The organism is Microbacterium sp., assembly GCF_051860965.1.
In the GTDB taxonomy this organism is placed as follows: Bacteria; Actinomycetota; Actinomycetes; order Actinomycetales; family Microbacteriaceae; genus Microbacterium.
This window is the reverse complement of record NZ_JBIMKU010000003.1, coordinates 123938-149375: the sequence shown is the minus strand read 5'-3', so window position 1 is coordinate 149375 and position 25438 is coordinate 123938. Positions and strand designations below refer to the sequence as shown.

Annotated in this window: 27 protein-coding genes and 1 tRNA gene; 12 read left to right on the top strand and 16 right to left on the bottom strand. The window is 70.8% G+C overall.

Going from position 1 to position 25438, the window contains the following annotated elements:
* Positions 1–5: 5 nt before the first annotated feature.
* Positions 6–968 carry a DUF2332 family protein gene (locus ACTIFV_RS06610; protein WP_439591981.1) on the bottom strand — a complete coding sequence of 321 codons (963 nt, stop codon included), beginning with the start codon at positions 966–968 and terminating at the stop codon, positions 6–8.
* Between the two features lie 35 nt (positions 969–1003).
* Between ACTIFV_RS06610 and msrB the strand changes: the two genes are divergently transcribed.
* Positions 1004–1405, top strand: coding sequence for a peptide-methionine (R)-S-oxide reductase MsrB (gene msrB / locus ACTIFV_RS06605; RefSeq protein ID WP_439591980.1), 402 nt, complete (start codon positions 1004–1006; stop codon positions 1403–1405).
* Entirely contained in the window at positions 1402–1950 is a 549-nt protein-coding gene (locus ACTIFV_RS06600) for a nitroreductase family protein (RefSeq protein ID WP_439591979.1), read from the top strand. The genes msrB and ACTIFV_RS06600 overlap by 4 nt, the downstream gene beginning before the upstream one ends.
* Here the strand turns inward: ACTIFV_RS06600 and ACTIFV_RS06595 are convergent.
* The 3 genes from ACTIFV_RS06595 to ACTIFV_RS06585 all read right to left on the bottom strand — a co-directional run bounded on the left by ACTIFV_RS06595 (position 1947) and on the right by ACTIFV_RS06585 (position 3950).
* Entirely contained in the window at positions 1947–2906 is a 960-nt protein-coding gene (locus ACTIFV_RS06595) for a DMT family transporter (RefSeq protein WP_439591978.1), read from the bottom strand. The two genes, ACTIFV_RS06600 and ACTIFV_RS06595, sit on opposite strands and share 4 nt — an antisense overlap.
* Before the next feature lies 1 nt (position 2907).
* Positions 2908–2980 (bottom strand) — tRNA-Thr (locus ACTIFV_RS06590).
* Positions 2981–3032: 52 nt separating this feature from the next.
* Positions 3033–3950, bottom strand: coding sequence for a DsbA family protein (locus ACTIFV_RS06585; protein ID WP_439591977.1), 918 nt, complete (start codon positions 3948–3950; stop codon positions 3033–3035).
* Positions 3951–4214: 264 nt separating this feature from the next.
* Between ACTIFV_RS06585 and ACTIFV_RS06580 the strand changes: the two genes are divergently transcribed.
* Together ACTIFV_RS06580 and ACTIFV_RS06575 are read left to right on the top strand one after the other, a co-directional pair.
* A complete protein-coding gene (locus tag ACTIFV_RS06580) occupies positions 4215–5318 on the top strand; it encodes an ABC transporter ATP-binding protein (protein ID WP_439591976.1) in 1104 nt (367 codons plus the stop codon).
* A gap of 70 nt (positions 5319–5388) precedes the next feature.
* The gene (locus ACTIFV_RS06575; RefSeq protein ID WP_439591975.1) at positions 5389–6693 is read left to right on the top strand and encodes a DUF4032 domain-containing protein; all 1305 of its coding nucleotides are present in this window, start codon (positions 5389–5391) and stop codon (positions 6691–6693) included.
* 10 nt (positions 6694–6703) lie between these two features.
* Here the strand turns inward: ACTIFV_RS06575 and ACTIFV_RS06570 are convergent, their stop codons facing one another.
* The 3 genes from ACTIFV_RS06570 to cysS form a co-directional block, all read right to left on the bottom strand.
* Entirely contained in the window at positions 6704–7345 is a 642-nt protein-coding gene (locus ACTIFV_RS06570) for an NAD(P)-dependent oxidoreductase (RefSeq protein ID WP_439591974.1), read from the bottom strand.
* Between the two features lie 74 nt (positions 7346–7419).
* Entirely contained in the window at positions 7420–8406 is a 987-nt protein-coding gene (gene rlmB, locus ACTIFV_RS06565; RefSeq protein ID WP_439591973.1) for a 23S rRNA (guanosine(2251)-2'-O)-methyltransferase RlmB, read from the bottom strand.
* Positions 8406–9827, bottom strand: coding sequence for a cysteine--tRNA ligase (gene cysS / locus ACTIFV_RS06560; protein ID WP_439591972.1), 1422 nt, complete (start codon positions 9825–9827; stop codon positions 8406–8408). The genes rlmB and cysS overlap by 1 nt, the downstream gene beginning before the upstream one ends.
* A gap of 44 nt (positions 9828–9871) precedes the next feature.
* On the opposite strand from cysS, the gene ACTIFV_RS06555 reads away from it, so the two are divergent.
* The gene (locus ACTIFV_RS06555; RefSeq protein ID WP_439591971.1) at positions 9872–10813 is read left to right on the top strand and encodes a DMT family transporter; all 942 of its coding nucleotides are present in this window, start codon (positions 9872–9874) and stop codon (positions 10811–10813) included.
* Positions 10810–11280 (top strand): GNAT family N-acetyltransferase, encoded by a 471-nt coding sequence (locus ACTIFV_RS06550; RefSeq protein ID WP_439591970.1) that lies wholly within the window; start codon positions 10810–10812, stop codon positions 11278–11280. Before ACTIFV_RS06555 ends, ACTIFV_RS06550 begins: the two co-directional genes overlap by 4 nt.
* 66 nt (positions 11281–11346) lie before the next feature.
* Here the strand turns inward: ACTIFV_RS06550 and ispD are convergent, their stop codons facing one another.
* On the bottom strand, positions 11347–12540 hold the full coding sequence (ispD, locus tag ACTIFV_RS06545) for a 2-C-methyl-D-erythritol 4-phosphate cytidylyltransferase (protein WP_439591969.1): 1194 nt from the start codon (positions 12538–12540) through the stop codon (positions 11347–11349).
* A 24-nt stretch (positions 12541–12564) separates the two neighbouring features.
* The gene (locus ACTIFV_RS06540; RefSeq protein WP_248152437.1) at positions 12565–13047 is read right to left on the bottom strand and encodes a CarD family transcriptional regulator; all 483 of its coding nucleotides are present in this window, start codon (positions 13045–13047) and stop codon (positions 12565–12567) included.
* A 155-nt stretch (positions 13048–13202) separates the two neighbouring features.
* Here ACTIFV_RS06540 and ACTIFV_RS06535 point away from each other — a divergent pair, with 155 nt between their 5' ends.
* Positions 13203–13676, top strand: a complete 474-nt coding sequence (locus ACTIFV_RS06535; protein WP_439591968.1) for a DNA modification methylase — start codon at positions 13203–13205, stop codon at positions 13674–13676.
* A 5-nt stretch (positions 13677–13681) separates the two neighbouring features.
* Here the strand turns inward: ACTIFV_RS06535 and ACTIFV_RS06530 are convergent, their stop codons facing one another.
* On the bottom strand, positions 13682–14365 hold the full coding sequence (locus ACTIFV_RS06530) for a response regulator (RefSeq protein WP_439591967.1): 684 nt from the start codon (positions 14363–14365) through the stop codon (positions 13682–13684).
* Positions 14362–15594, bottom strand: coding sequence for a sensor histidine kinase (locus tag ACTIFV_RS06525; protein WP_439591966.1), 1233 nt, complete (start codon positions 15592–15594; stop codon positions 14362–14364). The genes ACTIFV_RS06530 and ACTIFV_RS06525 overlap by 4 nt, the downstream gene beginning before the upstream one ends.
* Positions 15595–15773: 179 nt before the next feature.
* On the opposite strand from ACTIFV_RS06525, the gene phoU reads away from it, so the two are divergent.
* Complete coding sequence (phoU, locus tag ACTIFV_RS06520; protein ID WP_439591965.1) at positions 15774–16451, top strand: phosphate signaling complex protein PhoU; 678 nt, start codon at positions 15774–15776, stop codon at positions 16449–16451.
* Positions 16452–16526: 75 nt separating this feature from the next.
* Here the strand turns inward: phoU and ACTIFV_RS06515 are convergent, their stop codons facing one another.
* Positions 16527–17270, bottom strand: coding sequence for a phosphoglyceromutase (locus ACTIFV_RS06515; protein WP_439591964.1), 744 nt, complete (start codon positions 17268–17270; stop codon positions 16527–16529).
* A gap of 41 nt (positions 17271–17311) precedes the next feature.
* Here ACTIFV_RS06515 and ACTIFV_RS06510 point away from each other — a divergent pair, with 41 nt between their 5' ends.
* Positions 17312–18139, top strand: a complete 828-nt coding sequence (locus ACTIFV_RS06510) for a class I SAM-dependent methyltransferase (protein WP_439591963.1) — start codon at positions 17312–17314, stop codon at positions 18137–18139.
* A gap of 5 nt (positions 18140–18144) precedes the next feature.
* Here ACTIFV_RS06510 and ACTIFV_RS06505 read toward each other — a convergent pair whose 3' ends face one another.
* From ACTIFV_RS06505 to ACTIFV_RS06490, 4 genes are all read right to left on the bottom strand, one after another.
* On the bottom strand, positions 18145–19245 hold the full coding sequence (locus tag ACTIFV_RS06505) for an FUSC family protein (protein WP_439591962.1): 1101 nt from the start codon (positions 19243–19245) through the stop codon (positions 18145–18147).
* A gap of 9 nt (positions 19246–19254) precedes the next feature.
* Positions 19255–20349, bottom strand: coding sequence for a CAF17-like 4Fe-4S cluster assembly/insertion protein YgfZ (gene ygfZ, locus ACTIFV_RS06500; RefSeq protein WP_439591961.1), 1095 nt, complete (start codon positions 20347–20349; stop codon positions 19255–19257).
* Positions 20349–20954, bottom strand: coding sequence for an FABP family protein (locus tag ACTIFV_RS06495; protein ID WP_439591960.1), 606 nt, complete (start codon positions 20952–20954; stop codon positions 20349–20351). The genes ygfZ and ACTIFV_RS06495 overlap by 1 nt, the downstream gene beginning before the upstream one ends.
* 156 nt (positions 20955–21110) lie before the next feature.
* The gene (locus tag ACTIFV_RS06490; protein WP_439591959.1) at positions 21111–21401 is read right to left on the bottom strand and encodes a hypothetical protein; all 291 of its coding nucleotides are present in this window, start codon (positions 21399–21401) and stop codon (positions 21111–21113) included.
* A gap of 100 nt (positions 21402–21501) precedes the next feature.
* Here ACTIFV_RS06490 and ACTIFV_RS06485 point away from each other — a divergent pair, with 100 nt between their 5' ends.
* From ACTIFV_RS06485 to ACTIFV_RS06475, 3 genes are read left to right on the top strand one after another with little or no spacing between them, the layout of a single operon-like run.
* Positions 21502–22200, top strand: a complete 699-nt coding sequence (locus ACTIFV_RS06485) for a winged helix-turn-helix domain-containing protein (RefSeq protein WP_439591958.1) — start codon at positions 21502–21504, stop codon at positions 22198–22200.
* A gap of 44 nt (positions 22201–22244) precedes the next feature.
* Positions 22245–24410: an RNA degradosome polyphosphate kinase gene (locus ACTIFV_RS06480; RefSeq protein ID WP_439591957.1), complete on the top strand. Its 2166-nt coding sequence runs from the start codon at positions 22245–22247 to the stop codon at positions 24408–24410.
* Entirely contained in the window at positions 24407–25348 is a 942-nt protein-coding gene (locus ACTIFV_RS06475) for an NUDIX hydrolase (RefSeq protein WP_439591956.1), read from the top strand. The genes ACTIFV_RS06480 and ACTIFV_RS06475 overlap by 4 nt, the downstream gene beginning before the upstream one ends.
* Positions 25349–25438 lie beyond the last annotated feature (90 nt).

The window sequence follows — 25438 nt, the reverse complement described above, 5'->3', positions numbered from 1 at the left end:
TCACGCTAGCCGGGGAACGCCGCAGCTCCCGCGCGCCACTCCAGGGAGGCGCCGAGCGGATCGACGTCGGCGAGCGGATCGCCGTCGCGCGACAGCGCGAAGCCGGCGCCGTGGACGCCCGGCGGGTCGATCGAGATCCACACCAGATCGCGGTCGCGCAGCATCCCGAGCAGTCGTTCCCGCGCGATCCGCGGGATGTGCGGCAGCACGCCGGGGGTCGTCACCACGAGCGTCACTCCGTCGGGCGCCGCCGCGATCGCGGCGTCGAGCACGGCGGCGTCGGCGGCGTCGCCGCGCCACATCCTCGGCGGATCCGCCGTCGCGACATCGAGCGCCGCTTCGATGCGGTCCTGCCGTCCGGGCTCGCCCGGCCACACGAGCGTCGTGAGGAATCGCCGATCGGCGGGGTCTGCGGCGTCGAGCGGAGCGAGATCGATCCCGCCGCGCCAGAGGACGTCGGGAAGCCGCAGCGGCGGAGCGCCCGTCACGGCGCACGAGAGGACCACGGGCGACTCCCCCGCCGGCGGGTCGAGTGCGACCGAGACATCGCCGCGATAGCGGTACGAGTACCGATCGGGGTAGAGGCACAGCCCCGCGCTCGCGCCGATCTCGAGCAGCGCGAGCGGTCCGCCGACGGTCGCGAGCGCGGGCAGCAGCACGGCGCAGCGCTGCGGCTCGTTCGTCTGGAGGCTGCGACGGGATGCCTCGGCCACGACCGGGTCGGCGTGGCGCAGCATCCATTCCCGCCACGACGCGAACCCCGTCTCGGCACAGCCGAGCAGCCGTGCGACGGCGAACACGAGCGGCGGCTGGCGGTGCGTCGCGGGAATGCGCGCCAGCAGCGCGAGCAGCGCGTCGTCGGATGCCGCACCTGCGGCCCAATCCTCGTACAGCGCGGAACGGCCCGGAGCCTCGTCCGCCGCGAAACGGGCGTAGCGCTCCCGTGCGGCGTCGATCTCGGAGGTCACATCCCCATCCTCCCGCAGTGCGGTTGAATGGATGCATGACCTACGCAGTCGAGAAATCCGACGACGAATGGCGTGCCGAGCTCACGCCCGAGCAGTATGCCGTCCTGCGGCAGGCGGGAACCGAGCGCGCGTGGACGGGTGAGCTGCTCGACGAGAGTCGCGCCGGCCTCTACACGTGTGCCGCGTGCGGCGCCGAACTCTTCAAGAGCGGCACGAAGTTCGACTCGCACTGCGGCTGGCCGAGCTTCTACGAGTCGATCCGTCCCGACGCGGTCGAGCTCCTCGACGACTCGAGCCACGGCATGGTGCGCACCGAGGTGCGGTGCGCGAACTGCGGCTCGCACCTCGGCCACGTCTTCCCCGACGGCTTCGGCACTCCCACGGGCGACCGCTACTGCATGAACTCGCTGTCGCTGGAGTTCAGCCCGGAGTCATGAGCGGCGCACTCGAGGCCGTCCGCGATCGTCGGTCGTGGTCGAAGGTCACCGACGAGGCACCGACCCGCGCCGAGCTGCTCACGCTCGTCTCCGCAGCGGGCCGCGTCGCCGACCACTCGTCGCTGCGCCCGTGGCGCCTCATCGAGCTGCGCGGGGACGACCGCGAGCGCCTCGGCGCCGCGATCGCGAAGGCCGAGGGCGAGACGAAGCCCTCGAGCAAGCCTCTGCGCGCTCCGCTGCTGATCGCGGTCGTGGCCTCCTACAAGAAGAGCAAGGTCCCGCGGTGGGAGCAGGAGGCCGTCGCCTCGGGCGTCGCCCATGTGCTGAGCCTCCTCCTCGACGACGCCGGATGGGGCGTCTTCTGGCGGACCGGGGCCTACACCCGTTCGAAGCCCGTCGCGAAGGCGCACGGCCTCGGCAAGGATGAAGAGCTCCTCGGCTGGCTGTACGTCGGCGGCAAGCCGGAGCGCACGCGGCCGAGCCGACGCCGAGCCGTGGATGCGAAGCACCACGTCTCGCGACTGCCCCGCAAGAAGAAGGCCTAGCGGCTGATCCTGCGCCACGGCGCGGCAGCGACGATCACGCCGACCAGCGCCACGCTGGCCATGAGCGACTCCTGCAGGATGCCCGGGCCCGCGCTGGACGGCCAGATCGCGTCCAGCACCACCGAGGTGAGGAGCTGCCCGACCACGGATCCCAGACCGAACAGCAGCACTCCCGTGTAGGCGACCAGGGCAGCCGACAGGAAGATGTAGACGACGCCGATCGCGCCGCCGAGGTACAGCCAGAGGTCGCTCGGGTACGACGCCGGCCCGCCGACGACGCCCACGTGGACGAGCGCCGCCGCGACGAGGAGCACCGATCCTCCCGCGAAATTGACGAGGGTCGCCGTGAGCGGTGTCCCCACCCGCTGCCGCAGTCGCCCGTTCGTCGCCTGCTGCCACGCGATCCCGACGCCCGCGAAGAACGGCAGCAGCAGCATCCACAGCGGGATGCCGCGCACCCCGTCCCCGACGAGCGACAGCGCGACGGCGCCGAGCGCGAGAGCCCCGCCGATCAGGCGCGGCACGGTCACGGCGACCACACCCGCCGGCCCGTAGCCGAGCCGGTCCAGCAGCAGACCCGACAGCGACTGCCCCGCGACGATGCCGACCGTGAAGAGCGAGACGCCGATCACCCCGACCGCGAGGCCCTGCGTCGCGACGGTGAAGGCGCCCGCGGCGCCGCCCGCCAGCATCCACCACGGGATCGCTCGCCGGCGGATGCCGCCGACGAGTGTGCGCACCCCGCGACGACCCACCGGGAGCAGCAGCGACAGCACCACGAGGATCACGAAGCCCGAGCCGAACGAGATCGCCGCGGCGACGAAGCCGTCGCCCAGAGCCGTGCCGAGCGAGCCGTTGACGCGCGCCTGCGCGGCCGTGAGCACACCCACGAGCACGGCGCCCGACAGCGCGAGCGACGCGGGCAGACGCGCGCGATCGCGGGAGTCTGCGGTCACGAGCCGGCTGCGGGACTTGAACCCGCAACCCCCTGTTTACAAGACAGGTGCGCTGCCAATTGCGCCAAGCCGGCGAAGTGCCCAGTCTACCGACTGGGCGGCGGACTCACGGCGTCGCGTGACCGCCTACGGTGTCGCGGTGGGCGTCGGCGAGGCCGAGGCCTCCTTGTAGTACGCGTCGCTCGCGATCGTGAGCACGAACTGCGCGAACTCCTTCGGGTCGTCGAGGGCGCCGACGTACGGCATCCCGTTCACAAGCACCATCGGCGCGCCCGTCAGCACGACGTCGTCCGTGTCGGGGATGCTCTTGAGCGCCCGCTCGGTCGCGCCCTTCGCCCACGTCGCGAAGTCCTCGTCCTCGATGCAGGCGCGCACGACCTTGGGCGAGGTCGCCCCCGCGGCCTGGGCGATGTCGGCGAGCTCGGTGTCGCTGTAGCCGTCCGAGTCGACGTCGGGCTGCTTGGCGAGCACCGCGTCGTTGAAGGCCCAGAAGGCGTCGGGCGCATGCGTGCCCACGCACGCGGCGGCGCTCGCGGCGCGGAGGGAGTACTTGGTGCCGTTCGACTTCGCCGTCAGCATCGCGACCGGATAGTAGGTGAGCGTCGCGGCGCCCTCGGTGACCCACTTCGACAGCTGTGTCGAGTTGGCGACCTGGAACTCGCCGGAGCCGGCCGACAGGTAGTCGACGTAGACGCGGATGTCGACCGACGGCTGCGCCGTCGGCGTCGGGCTGGCCTCGGGATCGGCGGTCGGCGTCGGAGTCGGGGTCGCGGGGATCTCCTGCGCTTCGGTCGCGCCGGCGACGGTGACGACGAAGCCGTCGTCCGTCGCGTTCGCCGGCTCGAGCATCGGCTTCGAGGCCGCCGACGAGACGGCCCACGTCACCCCTACCGCGGTGATCGCGACGACGGCGACGATGGATGCCGCGATCGTCGCCGTGCGGATGCGATGCGTGCGCTTCTGCTGCGCCTGCACCTGCAGCGCCTTCTCGCGCACCGCGTCGCGGCGCTCGCTCGGGGCGTTCGAAGACTCGTCGCTCGACATGGAACCTCTCGGGAAGACGCGGGCCGGATTCGGCGGGCCGAACCTCGCACGCCGGACTGACGCGATTCGCACGAGGGGACCGTGGACGATGCTAGCCAGACACCCTGGGAAATGCCCAGACGACGACCGGATGCCGGCCGGGTGCCGTACAGGTCATCCGTGTCATACTGAGTCCTACGCCCAAGGAAGGGCTGCGGGACACACCCCGCTCATCCATCACTACGGATCGTCCGGCACGTACCTGCCGGTGAAGGAGAAGAAAACATGGCGTCCGTCACGTTCGACAACGCAACCCGCCTGTACCCCGGGGGCACGCGCCCCGCGGTGGACAAGCTCAACCTCGAGGTCGCCGACGGCGAGTTCCTCGTCCTGGTCGGTCCGTCCGGCTGTGGAAAGTCCACGTCGCTGCGCATGCTGGCCGGCCTCGAAGAGGTCAACTCGGGCCGCATCCTCATCGGCGACCGCGACGTCACCGACGTTCCGCCGAAGGACCGCGACATCGCGATGGTGTTCCAGAACTACGCGCTGTACCCCCACATGACGGTCGCCGAGAACATGGGCTTCGCGCTCAAGATCGCCGGCGTCGGCAAGGACGAGCGCGCCGCCCGCGTGCTCGAGGCCGCGAAGCTGCTCGACCTCGAGGAGTACCTCACGCGCAAGCCGAAGGCGCTCTCGGGTGGTCAGCGTCAGCGCGTCGCGATGGGTCGCGCCATCGTCCGTCAGCCGCAGGTGTTCCTCATGGACGAGCCGCTGTCGAACCTCGACGCCAAGCTCCGCGTCCAGACCCGCACGCAGATCGCGTCGCTGCAGCGCCGCCTCGGCGTCACGACCGTCTACGTCACGCACGACCAGACCGAGGCCCTCACCATGGGCGACCGCATCGCGGTGCTCAAGGACGGCCTGCTCCAGCAGGTCGGCACGCCCCGCGACCTGTACGAGAAGCCGAACAACGTGTTCGTCGCCGGCTTCATCGGCTCGCCCGCGATGAACCTGTTCCCGTCCGACCTCGCCGAGGGCGGCGTCCGGTTCGGATCCGAGGTCGTGCCGCTCGACCGCGACACGGTCGGCCGCGCGAACGGCAGCCAGGTCACGATCGGCGTCCGTCCCGAGGACATCGAGGTCGGCCCGGCCGACGGCAAGGGCCTCTCGGTCGTCGTCGACCTGGTCGAGGAGCTCGGCGCCGACGGCTACCTGTACGGCCACACCGACATCGCCGGCAAGCGCGCCGACATCGTCGCGCGCGTCGACGGCCGCCGCCACCCGAACGCGGGCGAGACGGTCACCCTGGCGGCCAAGCCGGGTCACGTGCACGCCTTCGACATCGAGTCGGGCGAGCGCCTCAACGACAAGCCGGTCGTCTCGGCCTGACGTTCCACCTCGCGAGGGCGCGGGCAGGCTCACCGCCTCCCGCGCCCTCGCGCTTTCCCCGGGAGGACCCGTGCCCGACGCACTCAGCATCACCGCGAGCGCGGTCGACCCCGCCCTTCTCTCACTCCCCTGGTCGACACCGCTCGGGGAGTGGCCGTCGAGCGCCATCGTCTCGCTGCCGAAGGGACTCTCCCGTCACCTCGTGCGCTTCTCGAGCCTCTCCGGTCGCGTCGTGGCCATCAAGGAGACCACCGAGGAGATGGCCCGGCGAGAGTACGACATGCTCGGCAACCTCGCCCGTCTCGATGCGCCGTGCGTCGAGCGCGTCGCCGTGATCGCGAAGAGGACGGACGCCGCGGGCGACCCGCTCCCCGCGGCCCTCGTGACGGCGCACTTGAAGTTCTCCCTCCCCTATCGCGCCCTGTTCACGCAGGTGCTGCGCCCCGACACCGCGACGCGCCTCGTGGACGCTCTCGCCGCCCTGCTCGTGCGCCTGCACAACGTCGGCTTCTTCTGGGGAGACGTCTCGCTCTCGAACACCCTCTTCCGGCGCGATGCGGGCGCCTTCGCGGCCTATCTCGTCGACGCCGAGACCGGCGAGCTGCACGAGGCCGGACTCACGCGCGGCCAGCGCGAGCACGACATCGACGTCGCCCGCACGAACATCGCCGGCGAGATCATGGACCTCGAAGCCGGCGGACGCCTCGAGGGCGGGGTGGATGCCGTGGCCATCGCCGACGGCATCGTGTCGTCGTATCACTCGCTGTGGGAGGCCCTCACCGAGGCCGAGACCTTCAAGACCTCCGAGTCCTGGCGCATCACCGAACGCGTGCGGCACCTCAACGACCTCGGCTTCGACATCGGCGAGATGTCGATCGAGCAGGCGCCCGACGGCACGAAGGTGTCGATCCAGCCCAAGGTCGTCGACGCGGGGCACCATCAGCGCCGGCTCATCCGCCTCACGGGGCTCGACGTGGAGGAGAACCAGGCGCGACGCCTGCTCAACGACATGGACGAGTTCCGGGCGCGCGTCTCACGCCTCGACGACGAGGAGATGGTCGCCCACGAGTGGCTCACGCGCGTGTTCGAGCCCGTCGTCCGCGCGATCCCCTGGGACCTGCGCGCCAAGCTCGAGCCCGCCGAGGTGTTCCACCAGGTGCTCGAGCACCGCTGGTACATGTCGCAGGCGCAGGGGAAGTCGGCGCCCCTCGCCGAGGTGCTCTCGAGCTACATCGACACCGTCCTGCGCCACCGCCGCGACGAGGCGACGGTGATGGGACCGCCGACGGAGACGATGGCGCTTCCCGTCATCACGTCCGACATCCCCCTGCCGACCGCCGAAGAGGACGAGGTCGACTGGCGCGACCTGGTCTGAGGAGCCGGGCTCAGTAGCCGACGGTGAAGCGCTCGCGCGAGTGCTTCGGCTCCTCGATCTCGTCGACGACCGCGACCGCGAGGTCCGGTCCCGAGATGTAGGACTCACCCGCGGCATCCGTCACCAGGACGTCGCCACCGTCGCGGTACGATCCGGTGCGCTCGCCGGGGGCCCACACGCCGAAGCCGCCTGCGGGGTGCACGTAGAACCAGTCCCGCGACGCGGGACCGCTCTGCAGATCCTCGAGGATGCCGATCGCCTCGAGGGCCTCGGGCTTGTACTCCTCCGTGAACGAGGGCTGATCGACGAGTCGCTCGCCACCGGGGGCGACGAGGCTGCCGCCCGCCCCGCCGATGACGCCGACGCGCACGTTCTCGGGGAGCGCCGCGACGAGCTCTGCGACGTTCGTGCGCACCTGACCGAGCATGTCGCCGCGCGCCGGGACGGTCGAGACGACGACATCCACTCCCTGCAGCTCGGCGACCAGGCCCGGGACGTCCAGCAGCGTTCCCTCGACGTAGGTGGCGCCCTCGACGCGCTCGGCCGGGACGTTGCGGGCGACCGACACGACCGTGTGACCGCGGCTCACCGCCTCGGCGACGATGTTGCTGCCGGCGTAGCCGGTTCCTCCGATGACGGCGATGCGTGCCATGACGTCAGTTCCTTTCAGACGGGTCCCCGTCGTGCAAGCGACCTGCGGGCGGATTCATTCCTCCGCATACGGATTCAGTGGGCCGCCCGGAGGGTGGACACCTGGTACAGCGCGACCGATGCCGCGATCCCGGCGTTGAGCGACTCGGCGCCCGTGATCGGGATCGAGACGATCTGGTCGCACGTCTCGGTGACGAGGCGCGAGAGGCCCTTGCCCTCGGAGCCGACGACGATCACGACGGGACGGTCGGCGAGCTCGAGCTGCGGCAGCGAGACGTCGCCGTCGCCGGCGAGGCCCAGGATGAAGACGCCCTGCTTCTTGAACTCCTTCAGCATCGCGGTGAGGTTCGCCGCGATCGCGACGGGGACGCGTGCGGCCGCGCCCGCGCTCGTCTTCCACGCGGCGCTGTTGACCGATGCCGAGCGGCGCTGCGGGAGGATGACGGCCTGTCCGCCGAACGCCGCCGTCGAGCGGAGGATCGCGCCGAGGTTGCGCGGATCGGTGATGCCGTCGAGCGCGACGAACAGCGGCACCTGCCCCTGGTCGATGACCTGTTCGAGGAGGTCCTGCGGGTGCGCGTACTCGTACGGCGGCACCTTCAGCGCGACGCCCTGGTGGACGCCGTCGAAGCCGGCCATGCGGTCGAGCTCGGGCCGGGTGACCTCGAGGACGGGGATCTCGCGATGCGTCGCGATCGAGAGCATCTCCTTCACCCGATCGTCCATCTCGACGCGCTGCGCGATGTAGAACGCGGTGGCGGGGATCTTCGCCCGCAGCGCCTCGAGCACCGAGTTGCGGCCCGTGACCGTCTCGGTGTCGTCGTCCTTCTTGACGGCGCGGCTCGAGCGCTGGCCGGACGAGCCGCCCGGCTTGCCCTTGCCCCCGGCTGCCGCGTAGCGCTCGGCAGCGGCCTTGCGCTTGCCGGCGGGGTGCCACGCACGGTCCTCGGCCTTGGGTGTCGGCCCGCGCCCCTCGAGGGAGCGCTTGTTCTTGCCGCCCGAGCCCTTCGTGGGGCCTTTTCCGCCCTTTGCGGCGCCTGGGCGCCCCGGCTTACCGGCCATCAGATCCTCTGTTCTTTCGTCGATCGGTCGTCGAGCGACCAGTGAGTTCCGTCCGGAGTGTCCTCCAGAGCGATTCCCGCTGCGGCGATCGCGTCTCTCACGCGATCCGCGGCGGTCCAGTCCTTCGTCGCCCGCGCCTCGGCGCGCTGGGCGATCATCGTCGTCACGAGCGCGTCGAGGGCGGATGCCTCTGCCGAGGCATCCATCGTCCGCCACTGAGGATCCTGCGGATTGAGTCCGAGGATCCCGACCATGCGTCCGACGGCGATCGACGCGCGCGCGGCGGCGTCGCGATCGCCAGCGTCGAGCGCCGCGTTGCCGGCGCGCATCGTCTCGTGCACGACCGCGAGCGCCTGCGGCACGCCCAGGTCGTCGTCCATCGCCGCCGCGAAGGCCTCGGGCAGCTCGGCGACCGTGAGCCAGCTCGCGGCCCCCAGCACGCGATCGGCGCGATCCATGAAGGTGCGGATGCGCTCCAGCGCGGCTTCCGCCTCGTCGAACGTCGACGGCGAGATCGACAGGCTCGAGCGGTAATGGGCCGCGGCGAGCGCGTAGCGCACGACGAGCGGGTCGTGCGCACGCAGAACGTCATCGGCGAGCAGGAAGTTGCCGAGCGACTTCGACATCTTCTGATCGCCCACCGTGACGAGGCCGTTGTGCACCCAGTAGCGCGCGAAGGGGTCGCCAGCGGCCGTCGACTGCGCGAGTTCGTTCTCGTGGTGGGGGAACCGCAGATCGAGCCCGCCGCCGTGGATGTCGAATTCGGGGCCGAGGTAGCGTCGCGACATGGCGGAGCACTCGATGTGCCATCCCGGGCGACCGGGCCCCCACGGAGACTCCCACGTCGCGGAAACGGGCTCCTCGGGCTTTGCGGCCTTCCACAGCGCGAAGTCCTGCGGGGCGCGTTTGCCCGCGTCGGTGTCGGGCGACGACTCCATCGCGTCGGGTCGCTGGTTCGTCAGTTCGCCGTAGGCACTCCACGAGCGCACGTCGAAGTAGACGCTGCCGTCGACGGCGTAGGCGTGGCCCGCATCGATGAGGCGCTCGATCAGCTCGAGCATCTGAGGGATGGATGCCGTCGCCCGCGGCTCGTACGTCGGGGGCAGGATGCCGATCGCGGCATACGCGCGCGTGAAGGCGAGCTCCATGCGGTAGGCGAGCGCCCACCAGGGCTCGGACTCCGTCGCGTTCGCGAGCACCTTGTCGTCGATGTCGGTGACGTTGCGCACGAACGTCACGCGCCCGAAGCGGTCGGCGAGCCAGCGGCGCAGGATGTCGAAGCTCAGCGCGCCACGCAGGTGGCCGATGTGCGGACCCGACTGCACGGTGGGACCGCAGACGTAGATCGTGACGTTCCGGGGGTCGATCGGCACGAAGTCGCGCAGGGCCTGCGCCTTGGTGTCATGGAGCCGAAGAGTCACGACCTCAGCCTACCGGCCGGGTCCGCGCCGGAACTGGGGTAGAAATGGGAGTCGTGCACGTTCTCGCCGTCCTCGCCGCCGCTCTGCTGTTCGGCACGACCGGCACCTCGCAGGCGCTCGGCCCGGAAGGCACGACTCCCCTGTCGATCGGCGTCATGCGCATGGTCATCGGCGGCACGGGTCTCGCGATCATCGCGTTCGCGCTCGCGGCGCGTCATCGGCGACGGACGACGGATGCCGCGCCCCGCCCGCGCCTGAACGCCACAGCGCTCTGCCTCATGGTGCTGACCGGCGCCTGCCTGGCGCTGTACCAGCCGCTCTTCTTCCTCGGCACGGGCCGCAACGGCGTGGCCGTCGGCACGGTCGTCGCGCTCGGCTCCGCCCCGATCCTCGCCGGGCTCCTGGAGTGGGCGCTGACGCGCCGTGCGCCCTCGCCCACCTGGATGATCGCGACGGCACTCGCCACGGCGGGGGTCGTGCTGCTCGGCTTCGGGGGCGAAGCCGGTGGATCCGGCGGCACCGATCCGATCGGGCTTCTCGGATCGGTGGGGGCGGGAGCATCCTTCGCCGTCATCGCCAACGCGCAGCGCCGTCTCCTCGACGCCGGCTGGGACCCGTTCACGGTCGTCGGGGCGATGGGCGCGAGCTCCGCCGTCATCTTCGCGTTCTTCGTGCCCTTCGTCGACCTCCGCTGGCTCGGCACGACGAGCGGCGTCGTGATGGCGCTCTGGCTGGGTCTGGGCACGATCTCGATCGCGTACGTCATGTTCACGTGGGGGCTCAGCGGCCTGACGGCCGCGACAGCAGCCACTCTGACGCTCGGAGAGCCGCTCACCGCCGCCGTGCTCGGCATCGTCGTCCTCGGCGAGCGGCTCTCGGTGCTCGCCATCCTCGGGCTCGTCGTGCTCGCCGGCGGACTCGCCCTCCTCGCGTGGGGCTCGCGCACGCCGCGCGACCCGAAGCCCTATGCCGTGGAGGCCCGATGACCCGTCCCGAGATCGAGATCCACGTCGACGACCTGTCGAGCGCCGCGACGCAGGCGCTCGTCGTGGCGCACCTCGCCGGCATGCACGACTCCTCACCGGCGGAGAGCGTGCACGCCCTCGATCTCGAGGGGCTGCGGCATCCGTCCATCACCTTCTGGTCGGCGTGGATCGGCGACGAGCTCGCCGGGATCGGTGCGCTCAAGGCGATCGATGCGCAGCGCGGAGAGCTCAAGTCGATGCGCACCGACGACCGCTTCCGCGGGTCGGGAGTCGGGCGAGCGCTGCTGCGGCACATCGTCGCGGCGGCGCGCGCACGCGGCATGACGAGTCTGTGGCTCGAGACGGGGACGCCCGCGGACTTCGTGCCCGCCCAGCGCCTCTACGAGAGCGAGGGCTTCGTCGTGTGCGGGCCGTTCGAGGGCTACCGCGAGGACCCGTTCTCGGTCTTCATGACGCGCGAGATCTGAGCGTCACCACACCAGTGCGACGGCGAACGCGGCGACGCGGTGTGCTCGACGCCGGCGGTCGATCCGTCAGTACACGAGCGCGACGGCGAACGCGGCGACGCCCTCGGCGCGGCCCGGGAAGCCCAGCCCGTCGGTCGTCGTCGCCGTGACCGACACAGGGGCTCCGCCGAGCGCGGCCGAGAGCACCGCCTCCGCCTCCGCTCGGCGGGCCGCGAACCGCGGGCGGTTCGCCTGCACCTGCACCGAGACATTGCCGACGCGGAAGCCGGCCTCACCCAGCAGCGCGTGCGTGCGCGCGAGGAACGCGTCGGCGTGCGCACCGGCGAACTCCGGCCGGTCCGTGCCGAAGTGCGTGCCGATGTCGCCGAGCCCGGCGGCGGCCAGCAGGGCGTCGACGATCGCGTGGGCGACGGCATCACCGTCGGAGTGCCCCGACAGCGCCCGCTCGCCCGGCCATTCGAGCCCTGCGAGCCACAGCGTTCCGTCGCCGCCGTAGGCATGGACGTCGGTGCCGATGCCCACGCGCGGCAGGGCGGGTGCGTGGATGAGCGAGGGCGCGGCGGAGGGATGCGGCGCGACGAGCGCAGACGCCCGCGCGAGGTCCGCCGGAGTCGTGATCTTGAAGGCCAGCGGATCGCCAGCGACGGCGGCGACCGCGTGCCCCGCCTCGGCCACGAGCGCGGCGTCGTCGGTGAACTCCCCCGCGACCGCGCGGTACGCGGCATCCAGCACGTCCCGTCGGAAGCCCTGGGGCGTCTGCGCTGCCGACAGTTCGGCGCGGTCCACCCCGGCGATCACCCGGCCGTCGTGGACGCGCTTGATCGTGTCGATGACGGGAAGGATGGGGATCGCCCCCGCACTCCCTGCATCGACCTCGGCGATCACCCGCGCGAAGACGTCAGGGGGCGTCAGAGCCCGCGCGGCGTCATGCACGAGGACGATCTCGACGTCGGGCCACACGGCGCCGAGTCCCGCGGCGACGGAGGCCTGTCGCGTCGCTCCGCCCACCACGACCGACACCAGATCGGATCGGTCGCCGAAGGCCGCGAGCGTCTCGGTGAGTGCGTCCCCCTCGCGCCCCGCGGGCGCGACGACGACGACCTGCACGTCGCCGACGCGGGCCACTCCGTCGAGCGCGTGTCGCAGGATCGAGTGCTGGTCGAGACCGACGAACGCCTTCGGTGCGTCCGCACCCAGGCGCGTGCCGGAACCGGCTGCGACGACGATCACCGCGATTCGCGGAACGGGTGCGATGCTCACACCCACGAATCTAGTGCGGGTGGATCAGGAAGCCAGGACCTCGTCGAGGATGACGCCGGCCTTCTCTTCGTCGGTCTTCTCTGCAAGAGCGAGCTCGGAGATGAGGATCTGCTTCGCCTTCGCGAGCATGCGCTTCTCACCGGCCGACAGACCACGGTCCTGATCGCGGCGCCACAGGTCGCGCACGACCTCGCTCACCTTGATGACGTCGCCGGACGCGAGCTTCTCGAGATTCGCCTTGTAGCGGCGCGACCAGTTGGTCGGCTCCTCGGTGAAGGGTGCGCGGAGAACTTCGAAGACCTTGTCGAGGCCCTCTTTGCCGATGACGTCGCGGACCCCGACGAGGTCGACGTTCTCGGCGGGAACCTCGATGACCAGGTCGCCCTGCGTCACGTTGAGCTTCAGGTACTTCTTCGTCTCGCCCTTGATGACGCGTTCCTTGACCTCGATGATGGTCGCGGCCCCGTGGTGCGGATAGACGACCGTCTCGCCAACCTCAAAAAGCATGCAGTTGTGTCCTTTCGGCAACCTCCAGGATACCACAGGCGACATACGCTAAGGTTCGCCGCCCACCCCCTGACGGAGGCGCGCGAAGAGGCACACGGCCGGGCGCGGGAGAACATAGAATGCAAGGGATGCCGTCATCCACTCCGGGAGGATCCGTGAAACCGCGCCTCATCGCGTCGATCGTCGTGGGCGTCGCCGTCCTTCTGGGGACGAGCGGCTGCACCTTCATGACCCCCCAGTCGACCGAGATCCAGTACTCGGCCGCCGAGGGCGTCAACGTCTACGGCTCCGGCCCCCTCCAGGTGCGCAACGCGTTCATCGTCGCCAACGAGGACGGCACGAAGGGCAACTTCATCGCAGCGATCGTCAACGACACCGACGAGCAGCACACGCTCACGGTCGAGGTCGGCCCCGACGGCGACACGGTAAGCAAGACGATCCGAGTGCCCGCGAACTCCGTGCTGAGCCTCGGCTCCGACGAGACGGAGCCCGTCCTGATCCAGGGCGTCGAGATGCGCCCCGGCGCCGACATCCCCGGCTTCTTCACGTCGGGCGACGGCGACGGCGCACTCGTGTCGCTGCCCATCCTCGACGGGCAGCTCGACTACCTCGCCGACCTGGTGCCGTAAGGCGCTCAGCCCTCGAAGCGGTACCCCAGGCCGCGCACGGTCACGAGCATCGTCGGGTCACCCGGCGTCTGTTCGATGCGCGAGCGGATGCGCTTGATGTGCACGTCGAGCGTCTTGGTGTCGCCGAAGTAGTCGCTCCCCCACACGCGGTCGATCAGCTGGCCGCGCGTGAGCACGCGGCCGGCGTTGCGCATGAGCACCTCGAGCAGCTCGAACTCCTTCAGGGGCATGCCGATCTCCCGGCCGTCGACCGCGACGGTGTGACGATCGATGTCGAGCACGACGCGCCCGGCATCGAGCACGCGGTCGTCCAGGTCGGTGTCCGCCGGCACGAGACGTCGCAGGACGGCACGCATGCGGGCGAGCAGCTCGCGCGACGAGTAGGGCTTGGTGACGTAGTCGTCTGCTCCGAGCTCGAGGCCCACGACGATGTCGACTTCGGAGTCCTTGGCCGTCAGCATGATGATCGGCACCGCCGACGACGTGCGGATCTGACGGCACACCTCGGTACCCGGCATCCCGGGAAGCATGAGGTCGAGCAGCACGATGTCCGCTCCACGGTCGCGGAATGCCGCGAGCGCTGCCGGGCCGTCCTCGGCGATCTCGACCTCGTAGCCCTCACGGCGGAGGAGGTAGGCGAGCGGGTCGGCGAGGTCCGGTTCATCCTCGACGATCAGGACGCGGGTCATGCGGGATCTCCGATCTGGGGGGCCTTGCGCGATGGTGCGGTCTTCTTGGGGGCCGCACGCTTGGGCTTCTTCTTGCGGGGCTTCTTGCCCGTGGGCAGGTCGTCGGGTGCCGCGGCGAGCGGGAGGCGGATGGTGAAGGTCGAGCCGCGCCCGGGCTTGGACCACACGCTGACGTCGCCGCCGTGGCGCTGCACGGCGTGCTTCACGATCGACAGCCCCAGGCCCGTGCCGCCCGTGCGTCGGGCGCGGGCCGGGTCGGCGCGGTAGAAGCGCTCGAAGATCCGCTCCTGGTCGCCTTCCGGGATGCCGATCCCGCGGTCTGTCACCGCGATCGCCACGACGTCGGCGTCGTGCGACACCCCGATGCCGACGCTCGATCCGCGCGGCGAGTAGGCGATCGCGTTGGCGACGAGGTTTCCGACCGCCTCGCCGAGCACCTGCACATCACCGCGGACGTGGAGCCCCCGCGTGCCGCCCCGCGTCATCTTGACCCCGGCCGACTCGGACTGGATCAGGTGGGCGTCGACCGCCGACGCGACGATCTCGTCGACCGACACGACGCGATCCTCGCTCAGCTCGTCCGAGGACTGCAGCTTCGACAGGCTCATGATGCGCGAGGTGAGGACGGTGAGACGGGATGCCTCGGCGATGAGCCGACCGGCGAAGTTCCGCACCTGATCGGGGTCGTCGGCGGCCGATTCGATCGCCTCCGCGAGCAGGCTCACGGCGCCGACGGGCGTCTTCAGCTCGTGACTGGTGTTGGCCACGAAGTCGCGGCGCATCTGCTCGACGCGCTCGCGCTCAGTGATGTCGCGCAGCACGAGGAGCGTCAGGCGGGGCGACACGCGGGTCGCGCGGACGGCGACCAGGCGCGGCTCCGCCGGCGGAGCACCGCGACGGAGGCGGAGCGTCTCGGCCTGCGGCAGGTCGGTCTCGCGCGCGCGCCGCATGAGCATCTTGAGCTCGTCGGAGGGCAGCACGCCCCCCTCGCTGAGATGGAAGGGCCCCGCCGGGCCCGACGCCGCGAGGACGGTGGCGGATGCATCGACCACGACCGCCGCGTCATCCATCCCGTGCAGCACCTCGCGCACGCCGTCGGGGATCGCGACCGACGTCTCGATCCTGGCGCGATCGCGGGCGCGCAGCGCGGCGACCATGACGGCTGCGATCGAGCCGCCGACGACGACTCCCGCGAGAAGCGCGAGCAGCGCGAGCTGCATCGTGTCCATGTGTCCAGCGTAGGGTGTGGGTCACACGGCAGAAGGGCGCAGGCCCCGCCCCACGGGGCATCGCCGGGTACTATTCACCGCGGCGGCACCGTTCGTTAACCTTCGCTGACGACAATCGCGAAGGGTTGCGGGCCGTTGTCCGGCGAACAGCCTGCCCCGACTACAGGAAGGTGCTGTCCATGCGCGAAGTGTTCCACCAGTCTCTGGAGGACGTCCAAGGGCGCCTCGTCGAGATCGCCGAACTCGTCACGGTCGCGATCGACAAGGCCACGAGGGCGTTCGGCACGAGCGACGTGGCGCTTGCCGAAGAGGTCATCGAGGACGACTCCGTCATCGACGACAAGGCGATCGCTCTCGACGAGCTCGCGATCGAGATCCTCGCGCGTCAGCAGCCGGTCGCCCGCGACCTGCGCATCGTCGTGAGCGCCCTGCGCATCAGCGCGTCGCTCGAGCGCATGGGCGACATCGCCGAGCACATCGCGCAGCTGACGCGCATGCGCTTCCCCGAGCGCGCGATCCCCAAGGGCCTCAAGTCGACGTTCCTCAAGATGGGCGAGCTCGACGTCGAGGTGTCGCGCAAGCTCACCGAGCTCCTGCGCACCGAGGACCTCGCGCTCATCGAGGAGATCCGCAACGCCGACGACGTGCTGGACGACCTGCATGTGTCGGTGTTCGAGAAGGTGCTCAGCGACAGCTGGCAGGGCGAGGCATCCGCCACCATCGACGCGACGCTCGCGAGCCGCTACCACGAGCGCTTCGCCGACCACGCGGTCTCGGTCGCGAAGAAGGTCGCGTACCTCTCGACGGGCGACTGGACGACGTCGACCGACACGATCGACGTCATCATCGCGAACTGACACCGCGACGCGAGAAGACCGGATGCCCTCCCGGGGGAGGCATCCGGTCTTCTCGTCTGCTCAGGACGGCCCGCGCTACTTCTTGCCCTGCGAGGCGACGGCGGCGGCTCCGGCCGCGGCGGCCTCGGGATCGAGGTACTCGGCTGCACCGAGGGGCTTCAGGTCCTCGTCGAGCCGGTAGACCAGCGGGATGCCGGTGGGGATGTTGAGCTCGGAGATGTCGGCGTCGCTGATGCCGTCGAGGTGCTTCACGAGTCCGCGGAGCGAGTTGCCGTGCGCCGTCACGAGCACCGTCTTGCCTGCCTTCAGGTCGGGCACGATGTCGCTCTCCCAGTACGGCAGGAAGCGGTCGATCACGATCTTGAGCGACTCGGTGCGCGGCACCTCGCCGTCGATGCCGACGTAGCGGGGATCTCCGACCTGGCTCCACTCGCTGTCGTCGTCGAGGGGCGGCGGCGGAACGTCGAACGACCGGCGCCACAGCATGAACTGCTCCTGACCGAACTCCTCGAGCGTCTGCGCCTTGTCCTTGCCCTGCAGCGCGCCGTAGTGGCGCTCGTTGAGGCGCCACGTGCGCTTGACCGGGATCCACAGGCGGTCGGCCGCGTCGAGCGCGATGTTCGCCGTCTGGATGGCACGGCTGAGCACCGAGGTGTGCAGGACGTCGGGGAGGATACCGGCCTCCGCCAGCAGCTCGCCGCCGCGGCGGGCCTCGGCCTTGCCCTGCTCGGTGAGGCGGACGTCGACCCACCCCGTGAAGAGGTTGAGCTCGTTCCACTCGCTCTGGCCGTGGCGGAGGAGGATCAGCGTGTACGTCATGGCCCCCAGCCTAGCGAGCGGAGCCCTGCGATGATGAGGGGATGACGCCCCGCCGCGGACCGCTCGGCCGAGCTACGCGCGGCACGACCGGCACGAATCGCCTGCGCCGGATCGATCGCTGGATCGCACGGCATCCCGTCCTCCGCCGCGCGGCCGATCCGCTCGTCGTCGACCTCGGCTACGGCGCGAGCGGCGTGACCGCGTTCGAGCTGCAGTCACGCCTCGCACGCCAGCGCCCGGATGTCGAGGTGCTCGGACTCGAGATCGACCCTGCGCGCGTCGCTCGGGCGAACGCGCAGCTCGCCGAGGTGCGGGCCGGAGAGACGTCGTTCGCCTCGGACGCCGCGGTCTCGTTCGCGGTCGGCGGCTTCGAGGTGCCCGTTCCCGCGGGCCGGCGACCCGCCGTCATCCGGGCGTTCAACGTGCTGCGGCAGTACGACGAAGCCGACGTCGCCGCCGCCTGGGCGTCGATGGCCGGCCGGCTGCAGTCGGGCGGCCTGCTCGTCGAGGGGACCTGCGACGAGATCGGGCGCGTCTGCACGTGGATCGCCCTCGACGCTGCGGGCACGCCGCAGACGCTCACGCTCTCGCTCCGCCTCGCCGACCTCGAGCGCCCGTCGATCGCGGCCGAGCGCCTGCCGAAGGCGCTCATCCACCGCAATGTGCCCGGCGAGCGCATCCATGGTCTCCTCGCCACGCTCGACGCCGAATGGGAGCGCGCGTCGGCGGTCGCGCCGTTCGGCCCCGTGCACCGCTGGCAGACGGCGCTGCGGGCGATGGATGCCGCGGGCTGGCCGCTGCGCGAGCGCGCGCGGTGGCGACTCGGCGAGCTCACCGTTCCGTGGGTCGCGGTCGCGCCGAGCGACTGAGGGCCTCAGATCCGCGGCACGGCGGCCCGGGCATCCGCCGCCGTCATCCCGGTCGCGACGAGCAGATCCACCACGAGCGGGCGCATCGCGCCGATCAGGTTGAGGTCGCCGAGCGGCGCGCCGGGCAGGAGCTTCTCGGGATCGAGATGTCCCGCGACGGCGAGCAGGGTGGCACGTGCCTGCGGCTCCAGCGCGAGATCGTCGAGCGAGTCGGCGAGGGCATCCGCAGCTCGGAAGACCTCGGCGAGCAGATCGGCCGAGACCGGCCGCGCATGGCCGTCGTCGCACAGATAGACCACCCGCCGCGCCACGACGCGGAGGTTGCGATAGGCGAGCTCGACCGCCGCGCGCATGCGCTCCTGGCGCGCGAGCTCGAAGCGTCGGCGGCGCAGGAACGGCGAGATCCGGGCGACGGCGATCCCCGACTCGACCGACGACCGCCAGTCGTCGATGAGCGGCTGGATCGCCCGCGCCTTCTCGAGCCCCCGCTCGGCCCGGAGCCGATCACCGCGCCGCAGCGCCTGCACGAGCGCCGCGGCGGCGGAATCGAGCGCCGCGAACACGGCCCGAGCGTCGCGCAGCGCCGCCCGGTGCGGGTTGCGTGGGATGAGGGCCGTCACGAGGAGAGCTGCGATGCCGCCGATGACGCCGTCGACGAGCCGGATGAAGGGCGCGGTGGCCGGGATGATCATGACGATGAGCGCCTGGATGCCCGCGGCGATCGCGAAACTCGCCTGCGCCGACAGGAAGCGCGCGACGGTGAGCGTCACGCCCAGCGCCAGCGCGAGCTGCCACCACCCTTGGCCCGCGACCAGGAGGAGGAGCTCCGCGACGAGGATGCCCACCAGCATCCCGACCACCGTCTCGAGCACTCGCCGCGGCCGCGCGTCGCGCACGAGCCCGAGACTCGACACCGTCACGGTGGCCGCGAGGAGCGGCGCGGGATGCCCCAGGACGAACGCCGCGAAAGCGTACGCCCCCGTCGCGGCTACGACGATCTGCACGATCGCGATACCCGATTCGCGCACGCGCCGCAGCGCGGGCCTCGGGTCGATCCGGCGCCGCCACCCGGTCGGGATCGCGGTCGTCGAGGGGGGATCGGTCACGTGCGCAGCTCAGGCCGGGGGCGTCGCGGCCTTGCGTCGGCCGAGTCGCGGCAGACGCGGCACACCGGCGGTGGCGCCCGCTTCGGGCGGGACGACGGTCTCCTGCGCGGCGGCGATCGGCCCGTCGGGCCCGTCGACCGTGAGTGCGGCATCCACCGGTGTCGAACGGCGCACGATGGCGAGGGCGATCGGCCCCTCTTCGAAGTGGAGCGCCGCGGAGCGCACCTCGCCCACGTGCTCGTCGCCGACGCGCACGACCGCGCCCCGTGCGGGGAGCACGCTCCCGCTGCCGTCGAGCTGCAGCGCCACGAGCCGACGGGGAGGATGCCCGAGGTTGTGCACCTTGGCGACGGTCTCCTGCCCGCGGTAGCACCCCTTGCTCAAGTGCACCGCGGTGCGCAGCCAGTCCAGCTCGTGCGGGATCGTGCGCTCGTCGACGTCACCGCGACGGGGTCGCCACGCGGCGACGCGCAGCGCGTCGGCGGCGTCGGTGCCGGCGAGGGCGAGCCGGCCCGCGACGGCGGCCTCGGCCAGTCGGTCCAGGTCTGCGGGCGGGAGGAGAGCCTCGGCCCAGTCGCGATCCGCGCCGGGATGCGGATCGACGGCCGCATAGCCCCAGCCACCCGGCGCGACGGACGGCCACGGGTCGGTCCACACGAGGGCCGACCCGAGAGCGGCGACGGCTGCCGCCGTGCCGCCGACGACCGCGACCTCGTCCGACGCGTCGCGAGGATCCACGCGCAGGCGGAACCTCATGCGCCGCAGCCACGCGAGGAGCCCCTCGGCATCGTCGCGGTCGACGAGCAGCCACGTCGTCTCGCCGTCGTCGAGCACACCCGCGACGTGCTCGACACGGCCCTGCGGGTCGAGCACGAGAAGCTCCGTGCTCTGGCCGGGCGCGAGTCGAGCGACCGCCTGCGAGGTGAGCGAGTCGAGCCACGACAGGCGGTCCTCGCCGGGCACGGCGATGACCGATCGATCTCCGAGCGGAGCGACGGCACGACCGTCTGCCAGCATCCGCTGCTCGCCGAGAGGGTTGCCGAGGTGCCGCAGCACGCCGTCGTCGACGACGGCGCCGGGAACGCCCGCGAACGCCGAGGTCATCACTCCGCCCGCGCGAGCCGGGCCGACGCGTGCGCGCCGAGCTCGGAGCCCAGTGCCGCGATGTCCCACGCCCAGAGGAGATGTCCGTCGACGAGACCGTACATGCGGGATGCCGCGGCATACGTCTTGGCGCCGGCCGGACGCACGACGGCGTCGGTCGCGATGTCGATCCTCGGGCCCTTGATCTGGCCGAGGTAGAGCTCGCTCACGCCGTCGGAGTGCACGAGCGAGACCTCGATGTCGAAGCCGCCGTCGGCATTGCGCAGGGCCTCGATGTCGTCGGCCGTGCGCGTGACGGCGGGTGCGCCGGCGGGGAGCAGTCCCGGACCGACGTCGGCGTCGGTGGCCTGCCGCGAGAGCCGCCAGTAGCCGATCTCGGCCACGAGGGGCGTGCGCTCGTCGTCCTGCTCGCCGTGCAGCCACGCGTTCGCGGAGTAGTTGAGGTACGAGCCGCCGTCGTGACTGAAGCTGACGCGGTGCGTGAACTCGCCCTGATACCGGTGGTCACCCGCCTCGTAGTCGATGACGCCGGTCCCCTCCCATACGCCGACGAGCCACGAGAGCGGCGCGAGATCAGCGGGCAGGTCGGTCGGCAGATCGAACACGGCGGGACGCCTCAGCGCTGGCCGCGGTAGAGGTTCTTCAGCACGACCACCGACACGAAGACGATCGCGAGCGAGGCGAGCGCCAGCAGACCCACGAAGAAGAGTTCGAGCGCGACGAGATCCATGCGCTCCACTTTAGCGGTCCCGGGGCCTCGCTCAGGCGGGGGCGAGGGATGCCAGGCCGAAGCCGAGGCTGATGACGCCGAGCACGAACAGGGCGCCGAGGGAACTCGCCGCGACCCGGCGGGTGAAGCCCTGCGACCGGCCCGACCACAGCTGCACGGCGAACGAGAGGATCACGCAGACCCCCATCCCGACCGTGAGCCACGCTGCGCGCCCCGCGGGCGACACGAGGATTCCGACCGCCACACCGATGACGGCCGCGGCGACCCAGACGATCACGAGCCCGCCGATCGTGCGACGGGGGGCGAGTTGGGGAGTGGCCACGCACTCATTCTCGCGCATGCGGCCCGCGACCGGTACACCCGCCGCCACGGCCTACACTGGGGTGCACGGCGCAGGACGGTGCGCCGGTGAGGACGGCGTCTTGGCACAGCTTCTGGTTCTGAGCTCCACGCAGGGGGGCGGCCCCGTCCTGCCCTCGCTCGAGCTTCTGAGCCACCGCGTGCGCCAGATCCCCGCTGAGCCGGCATCGCTCGTGAACGCGCCGAGCGCCGACGTCATCTTCGTCGATGCGCGCGTCGACCTCGTGGGCGCGAAGTCCCTGTGCAAGATCCTCAACACGACCGGCCTCGACGCCCCGCTCGTCCTCGTCGTGACGGAAGGCGGCCTCACGGCCGTGTCGACGGACTGGGGTGTGGACGACGTCATCCTCGTGACGGCGGGCCCCGCCGAAGTGGATGCCCGCATCCGGCTCGCGATCGGGCGCCAGACCGCCGAGCAGGTGTCGACCCGCATCCAGACATCCGGCATCTCGATCGACGAGTCCTCGTACTCCGCGAAGGTGCACGGCAAGCCGCTCGACCTCACGTACAAGGAGTTCCAGCTCCTGCACTTCTTCGCGACGCATCCCTCGCGGGTCTTCACGCGCGAGCAGCTGCTCAGCGAAGTCTGGGGCTACGACTACTTCGGCGGCACGCGCACGGTCGACGTGCACGTGCGGCGCCTGCGCGCGAAGCTCGGCGACCTCGAGCAGCTCATCGGAACGGTCCGCAACGTCGGCTACCGCTTCAACGTCTACGAGGACGATCAGCTGCCCGCGCCGCGCCAGCGCACGGACGCCTAGCACTCGTTCACCTCTGCGTCACGCGACCCTGCAATGATGAGGGGATGATCGGACACGATGTGCTCGACGCCGGACTGGGCGACGCGGATGACGACGACTTCGACGTGTCGGAGGACTTCGATGCACAGCTGCCGGACGGCCGCTATCTCGACCGTGAACTGAGCTGGCTCGCGTTCAACCAGCGCGTGCTCGAACTCGGCGAGGATCCGTCGGTGCCCCTGCTCGAGCGCGCGAACTTCCTCGCGATCTTCGCGAGCAACCTCGACGAGTTCTTCATGGTGCGGGTGGCCGGTCTCAAGCGCCGCATCATCACGGGGCTCGCGGTGCCCACCAACGTCGGGCGCGCACCGGCCGACGTGCTCGCCGACATCTCCGCCGATGCGCACGCCCTCCAGCTGCGGCACGCCGCCGCCTGGACCTCGCTCGTCCAGCCGGGACTCGCCGAGGCCGGCATCGAGATCGTCGGTCACGACGCGCTCGACGAGGAGGAGCGCGACCGCCTGTACGACTACTTCCAGGCGCAGGTGTTCCCCGTCCTGATGCCTCTCGCGGTCGACCCCGCGCATCCCTTCCCCTACATCTCAGGCCTCTCGCTCAATCTCGCGATCCGCATCCGCAACGCCCGCACCGGCCGGCAGGAGTTCGCCCGTCTCAAGGTGCCGCCCATGCTCCCCCGCTTCGTCGAGGTGTCGCGCGAGGGCGATCGGGTGCGCTACCTGCCGCTCGAGGAGCTCATCGCGCATCACCTCGCGGACCTCTTCCCCGGCATGGAGATCCTCGACCACCACACGTTCCGGCTCACGCGCAACGAGGACGTCGTGATCGAGGAGGACGAGACCGAGAACCTCATCCAGGCGCTCGAGGCCGAGCTGCTGCGGCGCCGATTCGGCCCGCCGATCCGCCTCGAGGTCACCGACGACATGGACGACCTCACGCTCGACCTGCTGATCGACGAGCTCGACGTCACCGAGCAGGAGGTCTACCGTCTCCCGGGCCTGCTCGACCTGCGAGCACTGTTCGACCTCGGCAAGCTCGACCGCCCCGAGCTGCGCTTCCCGCCCCACGTGCCCACGACCGCGGTGGCGTTCCAGCCGGCGGAGCAGAACGGCCGAGCCGATCTCTTCGCGGCGATCCGCAAGGGTGACGTGCTCGTACATCACCCCTACGAGTCCTTCGCGACGAGCGTGCAGGCGTTCCTCGAGCAGGCGGCGCGCGACCCGCACGTGCTCGCGATCAAGCAGACCCTCTACCGCACGTCGGGCGACAGCCCCATCGTGCAGGCCCTCATCGATGCGGCGGAATCCGGCAAGCAGGTGCTCGCGCTCGTCGAGGTCAAGGCGCGCTTCGACGAAGCGGCCAACATCGTCTGGGCGCGCAAGCTCGAGAAGGCCGGGGTGCACGTCGTCTACGGCCTCGTGGGCCTCAAGACCCACTGCAAGCTCGCGCTCGTCATCCGCGAGGAGGACGGCAAGCTGCGGAGCTATTCGCACATCGGCACAGGCAACTACAACCCCAAGACGAGCAGGATCTACGAGGACTTCGGCCTCTTCACGACCGACGAGCAGGTGGGCCGCGACCTCACCCGACTGTTCAACGAGCTCTCGGGCTACGCGATCGAGAAGAAGTTCAAGCGGCTCCTCGTGGCGCCCCTCCACCTTCGCAAGGGACTCCTGCGACAGATCGACAAGGAGCGTCGCAACGCCCTCGCCGGCAAGCCGGCCGCGGTGCGGATCAAGGTCAACTCGATGGTCGACGAGCAGATCATCGACGCGCTCTACCGCGCGAGCCAGGCCGGCGTGAAGGTCGAGGTGTGGGTGCGCGGCATCTGCTCGCTCAAGCCCGGCGTCGAGGGGCTCAGCGAGAACATCACGGTGCGCAGCATCCTGGGCCGCTACCTCGAGCACTCGCGGATCTTCTCCTTCCACAACGACGGCGATCTGCAGATCTACATCGGCAGCGCCGACATGATGCACCGCAACCTCGACCGCCGCGTCGAGGCGCTCGTGCGCGTCGTCGCCCCGGCGCACCTGAAGGAGCTCACCGCGCTCTTCGACTTCGCGATGAGCGACTCGACCAGCTCGTGGCACCTCGGTCCCGATGGGGTGTGGACGCGTCACCACCTCGGCGACGACGGCAAGCACCTCGCCGACCTGCAGGATCGCACGATGAGCAGCGTGCAGCGACGCCGGCGAGCGAGAGCGGTGCGATGACCGAGACCGCCGTCTACGCGGCGGGGGGCGTCGTGTGGCGACTCGTCGACGAGAAGATCATGGTGCTGCTGATCCACCGCACGCGGTACCGCGACGTCACGCTGCCCAAGGGCAAGGTCGATCCGGGCGAGATGCTCGCCGAGACGGCGGCGCGCGAGATCTTCGAGGAGACCGGCATCCGGGTGGCCCTCGGCGTGCCCGTCGGCGTCTCGCGCTACCGCCTGCCGAGCAAGCGCACCAAGATCGTTCACTACTGGGCCGCCGAGGCGACCGAGCCCGCGATCCGCGCGTCGGCGTTCGTCCCCAACAAGGAGATCGCGGCCATCGAATGGGTGGCGCTGTCGAAGGCCGCCAAGCGCCTGAGCTACCCCGTCGACGTCGAGATCGTCGAGAACTTCGCCCGGCTCGTCGGCGACGGCATCCTGCGCACGTTCCCCGTCATCGCGCTACGGCATGCCAAGGCGCTCCCCCGCGAGGAGTGGGACGGAGCGGATGACTCAGCCCGCCCGCTCAGCCCGCGCGGCCGGCGTCAGGCCGACGCGATCGTCGGTCCGCTCCTGGCCTTCGGCGCGCGGAAGATCGTCACGAGCCCCGCCGTGCGATGCGTCAAGACGGTCAAGCCGCTCGCGCTCGCGCTCGGCCGCAAGATCGACAGGACCGACCTCATCAGCCAGGACGCCTGGGAAGAAGGGAAGTCCGACGCCCGCACCCTCGTCGGGCAGCGCGTGCGATCGCGCAAGCCCGCCGTCGTGTGCAGCCATGGGCCGGTGCTCCCCGACATCCTGAGCGAGATCGCGCTCGCGACGGGCACTCTGCGCGGCTCCTACCTCGGAAGCGCCTCCGCCCTCGAGCCGGCGGCCTTCTCGGTCGTCCATCTCTCGGTCGACAATCCGGGTTCGGGCATCGTCGCGATCGAGACGCACGCGACCAAGGTGTAGATCCGCGCGTTCCATGCGCGCGAATCCACCCTGTGCCGTTCACCTCCCGTTCACCATCCGAGCGCACTCTCTTAAGAGTCCACGCCTACG

Excerpts from the sequence above, each read along its gene's own strand:
- ygfZ (WP_439591961.1), bottom strand. The coding sequence starts at position 20,349 with ATGACCTCGGCGTTCGCGGGCGTTCCCGGCGCCGTCGTCGACGACGGC.
- ACTIFV_RS06525 (WP_439591966.1), bottom strand. The coding sequence starts at position 15,594 with ATGGACACGATGCAGCTCGCGCTGCTCGCGCTTCTCGCGGGAGTCGTC.
- rlmB (WP_439591973.1), bottom strand. The coding sequence starts at position 8,406 with ATGGCCGGTAAGCCGGGGCGCCCAGGCGCCGCAAAGGGCGGAAAAGGC.
- ACTIFV_RS06580 (WP_439591976.1), top strand. The coding sequence starts at position 4,215 with ATGGCGTCCGTCACGTTCGACAACGCAACCCGCCTGTACCCCGGGGGC.
- ACTIFV_RS06600 (WP_439591979.1), top strand. The coding sequence starts at position 1,402 with ATGAGCGGCGCACTCGAGGCCGTCCGCGATCGTCGGTCGTGGTCGAAG.
- ACTIFV_RS06555 (WP_439591971.1), top strand. The coding sequence starts at position 9,872 with ATGGGAGTCGTGCACGTTCTCGCCGTCCTCGCCGCCGCTCTGCTGTTC.
- ACTIFV_RS06480 (WP_439591957.1), top strand. The coding sequence starts at position 22,245 with ATGATCGGACACGATGTGCTCGACGCCGGACTGGGCGACGCGGATGAC.
- phoU (WP_439591965.1), top strand. The coding sequence starts at position 15,774 with ATGCGCGAAGTGTTCCACCAGTCTCTGGAGGACGTCCAAGGGCGCCTC.
- ACTIFV_RS06475 (WP_439591956.1), top strand. The coding sequence starts at position 24,407 with ATGACCGAGACCGCCGTCTACGCGGCGGGGGGCGTCGTGTGGCGACTC.
- msrB (WP_439591980.1), top strand. The coding sequence starts at position 1,004 with ATGACCTACGCAGTCGAGAAATCCGACGACGAATGGCGTGCCGAGCTC.
- ACTIFV_RS06550 (WP_439591970.1), top strand. The coding sequence starts at position 10,810 with ATGACCCGTCCCGAGATCGAGATCCACGTCGACGACCTGTCGAGCGCC.
- ACTIFV_RS06510 (WP_439591963.1), top strand. The coding sequence starts at position 17,312 with ATGACGCCCCGCCGCGGACCGCTCGGCCGAGCTACGCGCGGCACGACC.
- ACTIFV_RS06530 (WP_439591967.1), bottom strand. The coding sequence starts at position 14,365 with ATGACCCGCGTCCTGATCGTCGAGGATGAACCGGACCTCGCCGACCCG.
- ACTIFV_RS06540 (WP_248152437.1), bottom strand. The coding sequence starts at position 13,047 with ATGCTTTTTGAGGTTGGCGAGACGGTCGTCTATCCGCACCACGGGGCC.
- ACTIFV_RS06585 (WP_439591977.1), bottom strand. The coding sequence starts at position 3,950 with ATGTCGAGCGACGAGTCTTCGAACGCCCCGAGCGAGCGCCGCGACGCG.
- ACTIFV_RS06570 (WP_439591974.1), bottom strand. The coding sequence starts at position 7,345 with ATGGCACGCATCGCCGTCATCGGAGGAACCGGCTACGCCGGCAGCAAC.
- ACTIFV_RS06515 (WP_439591964.1), bottom strand. The coding sequence starts at position 17,270 with ATGACGTACACGCTGATCCTCCTCCGCCACGGCCAGAGCGAGTGGAAC.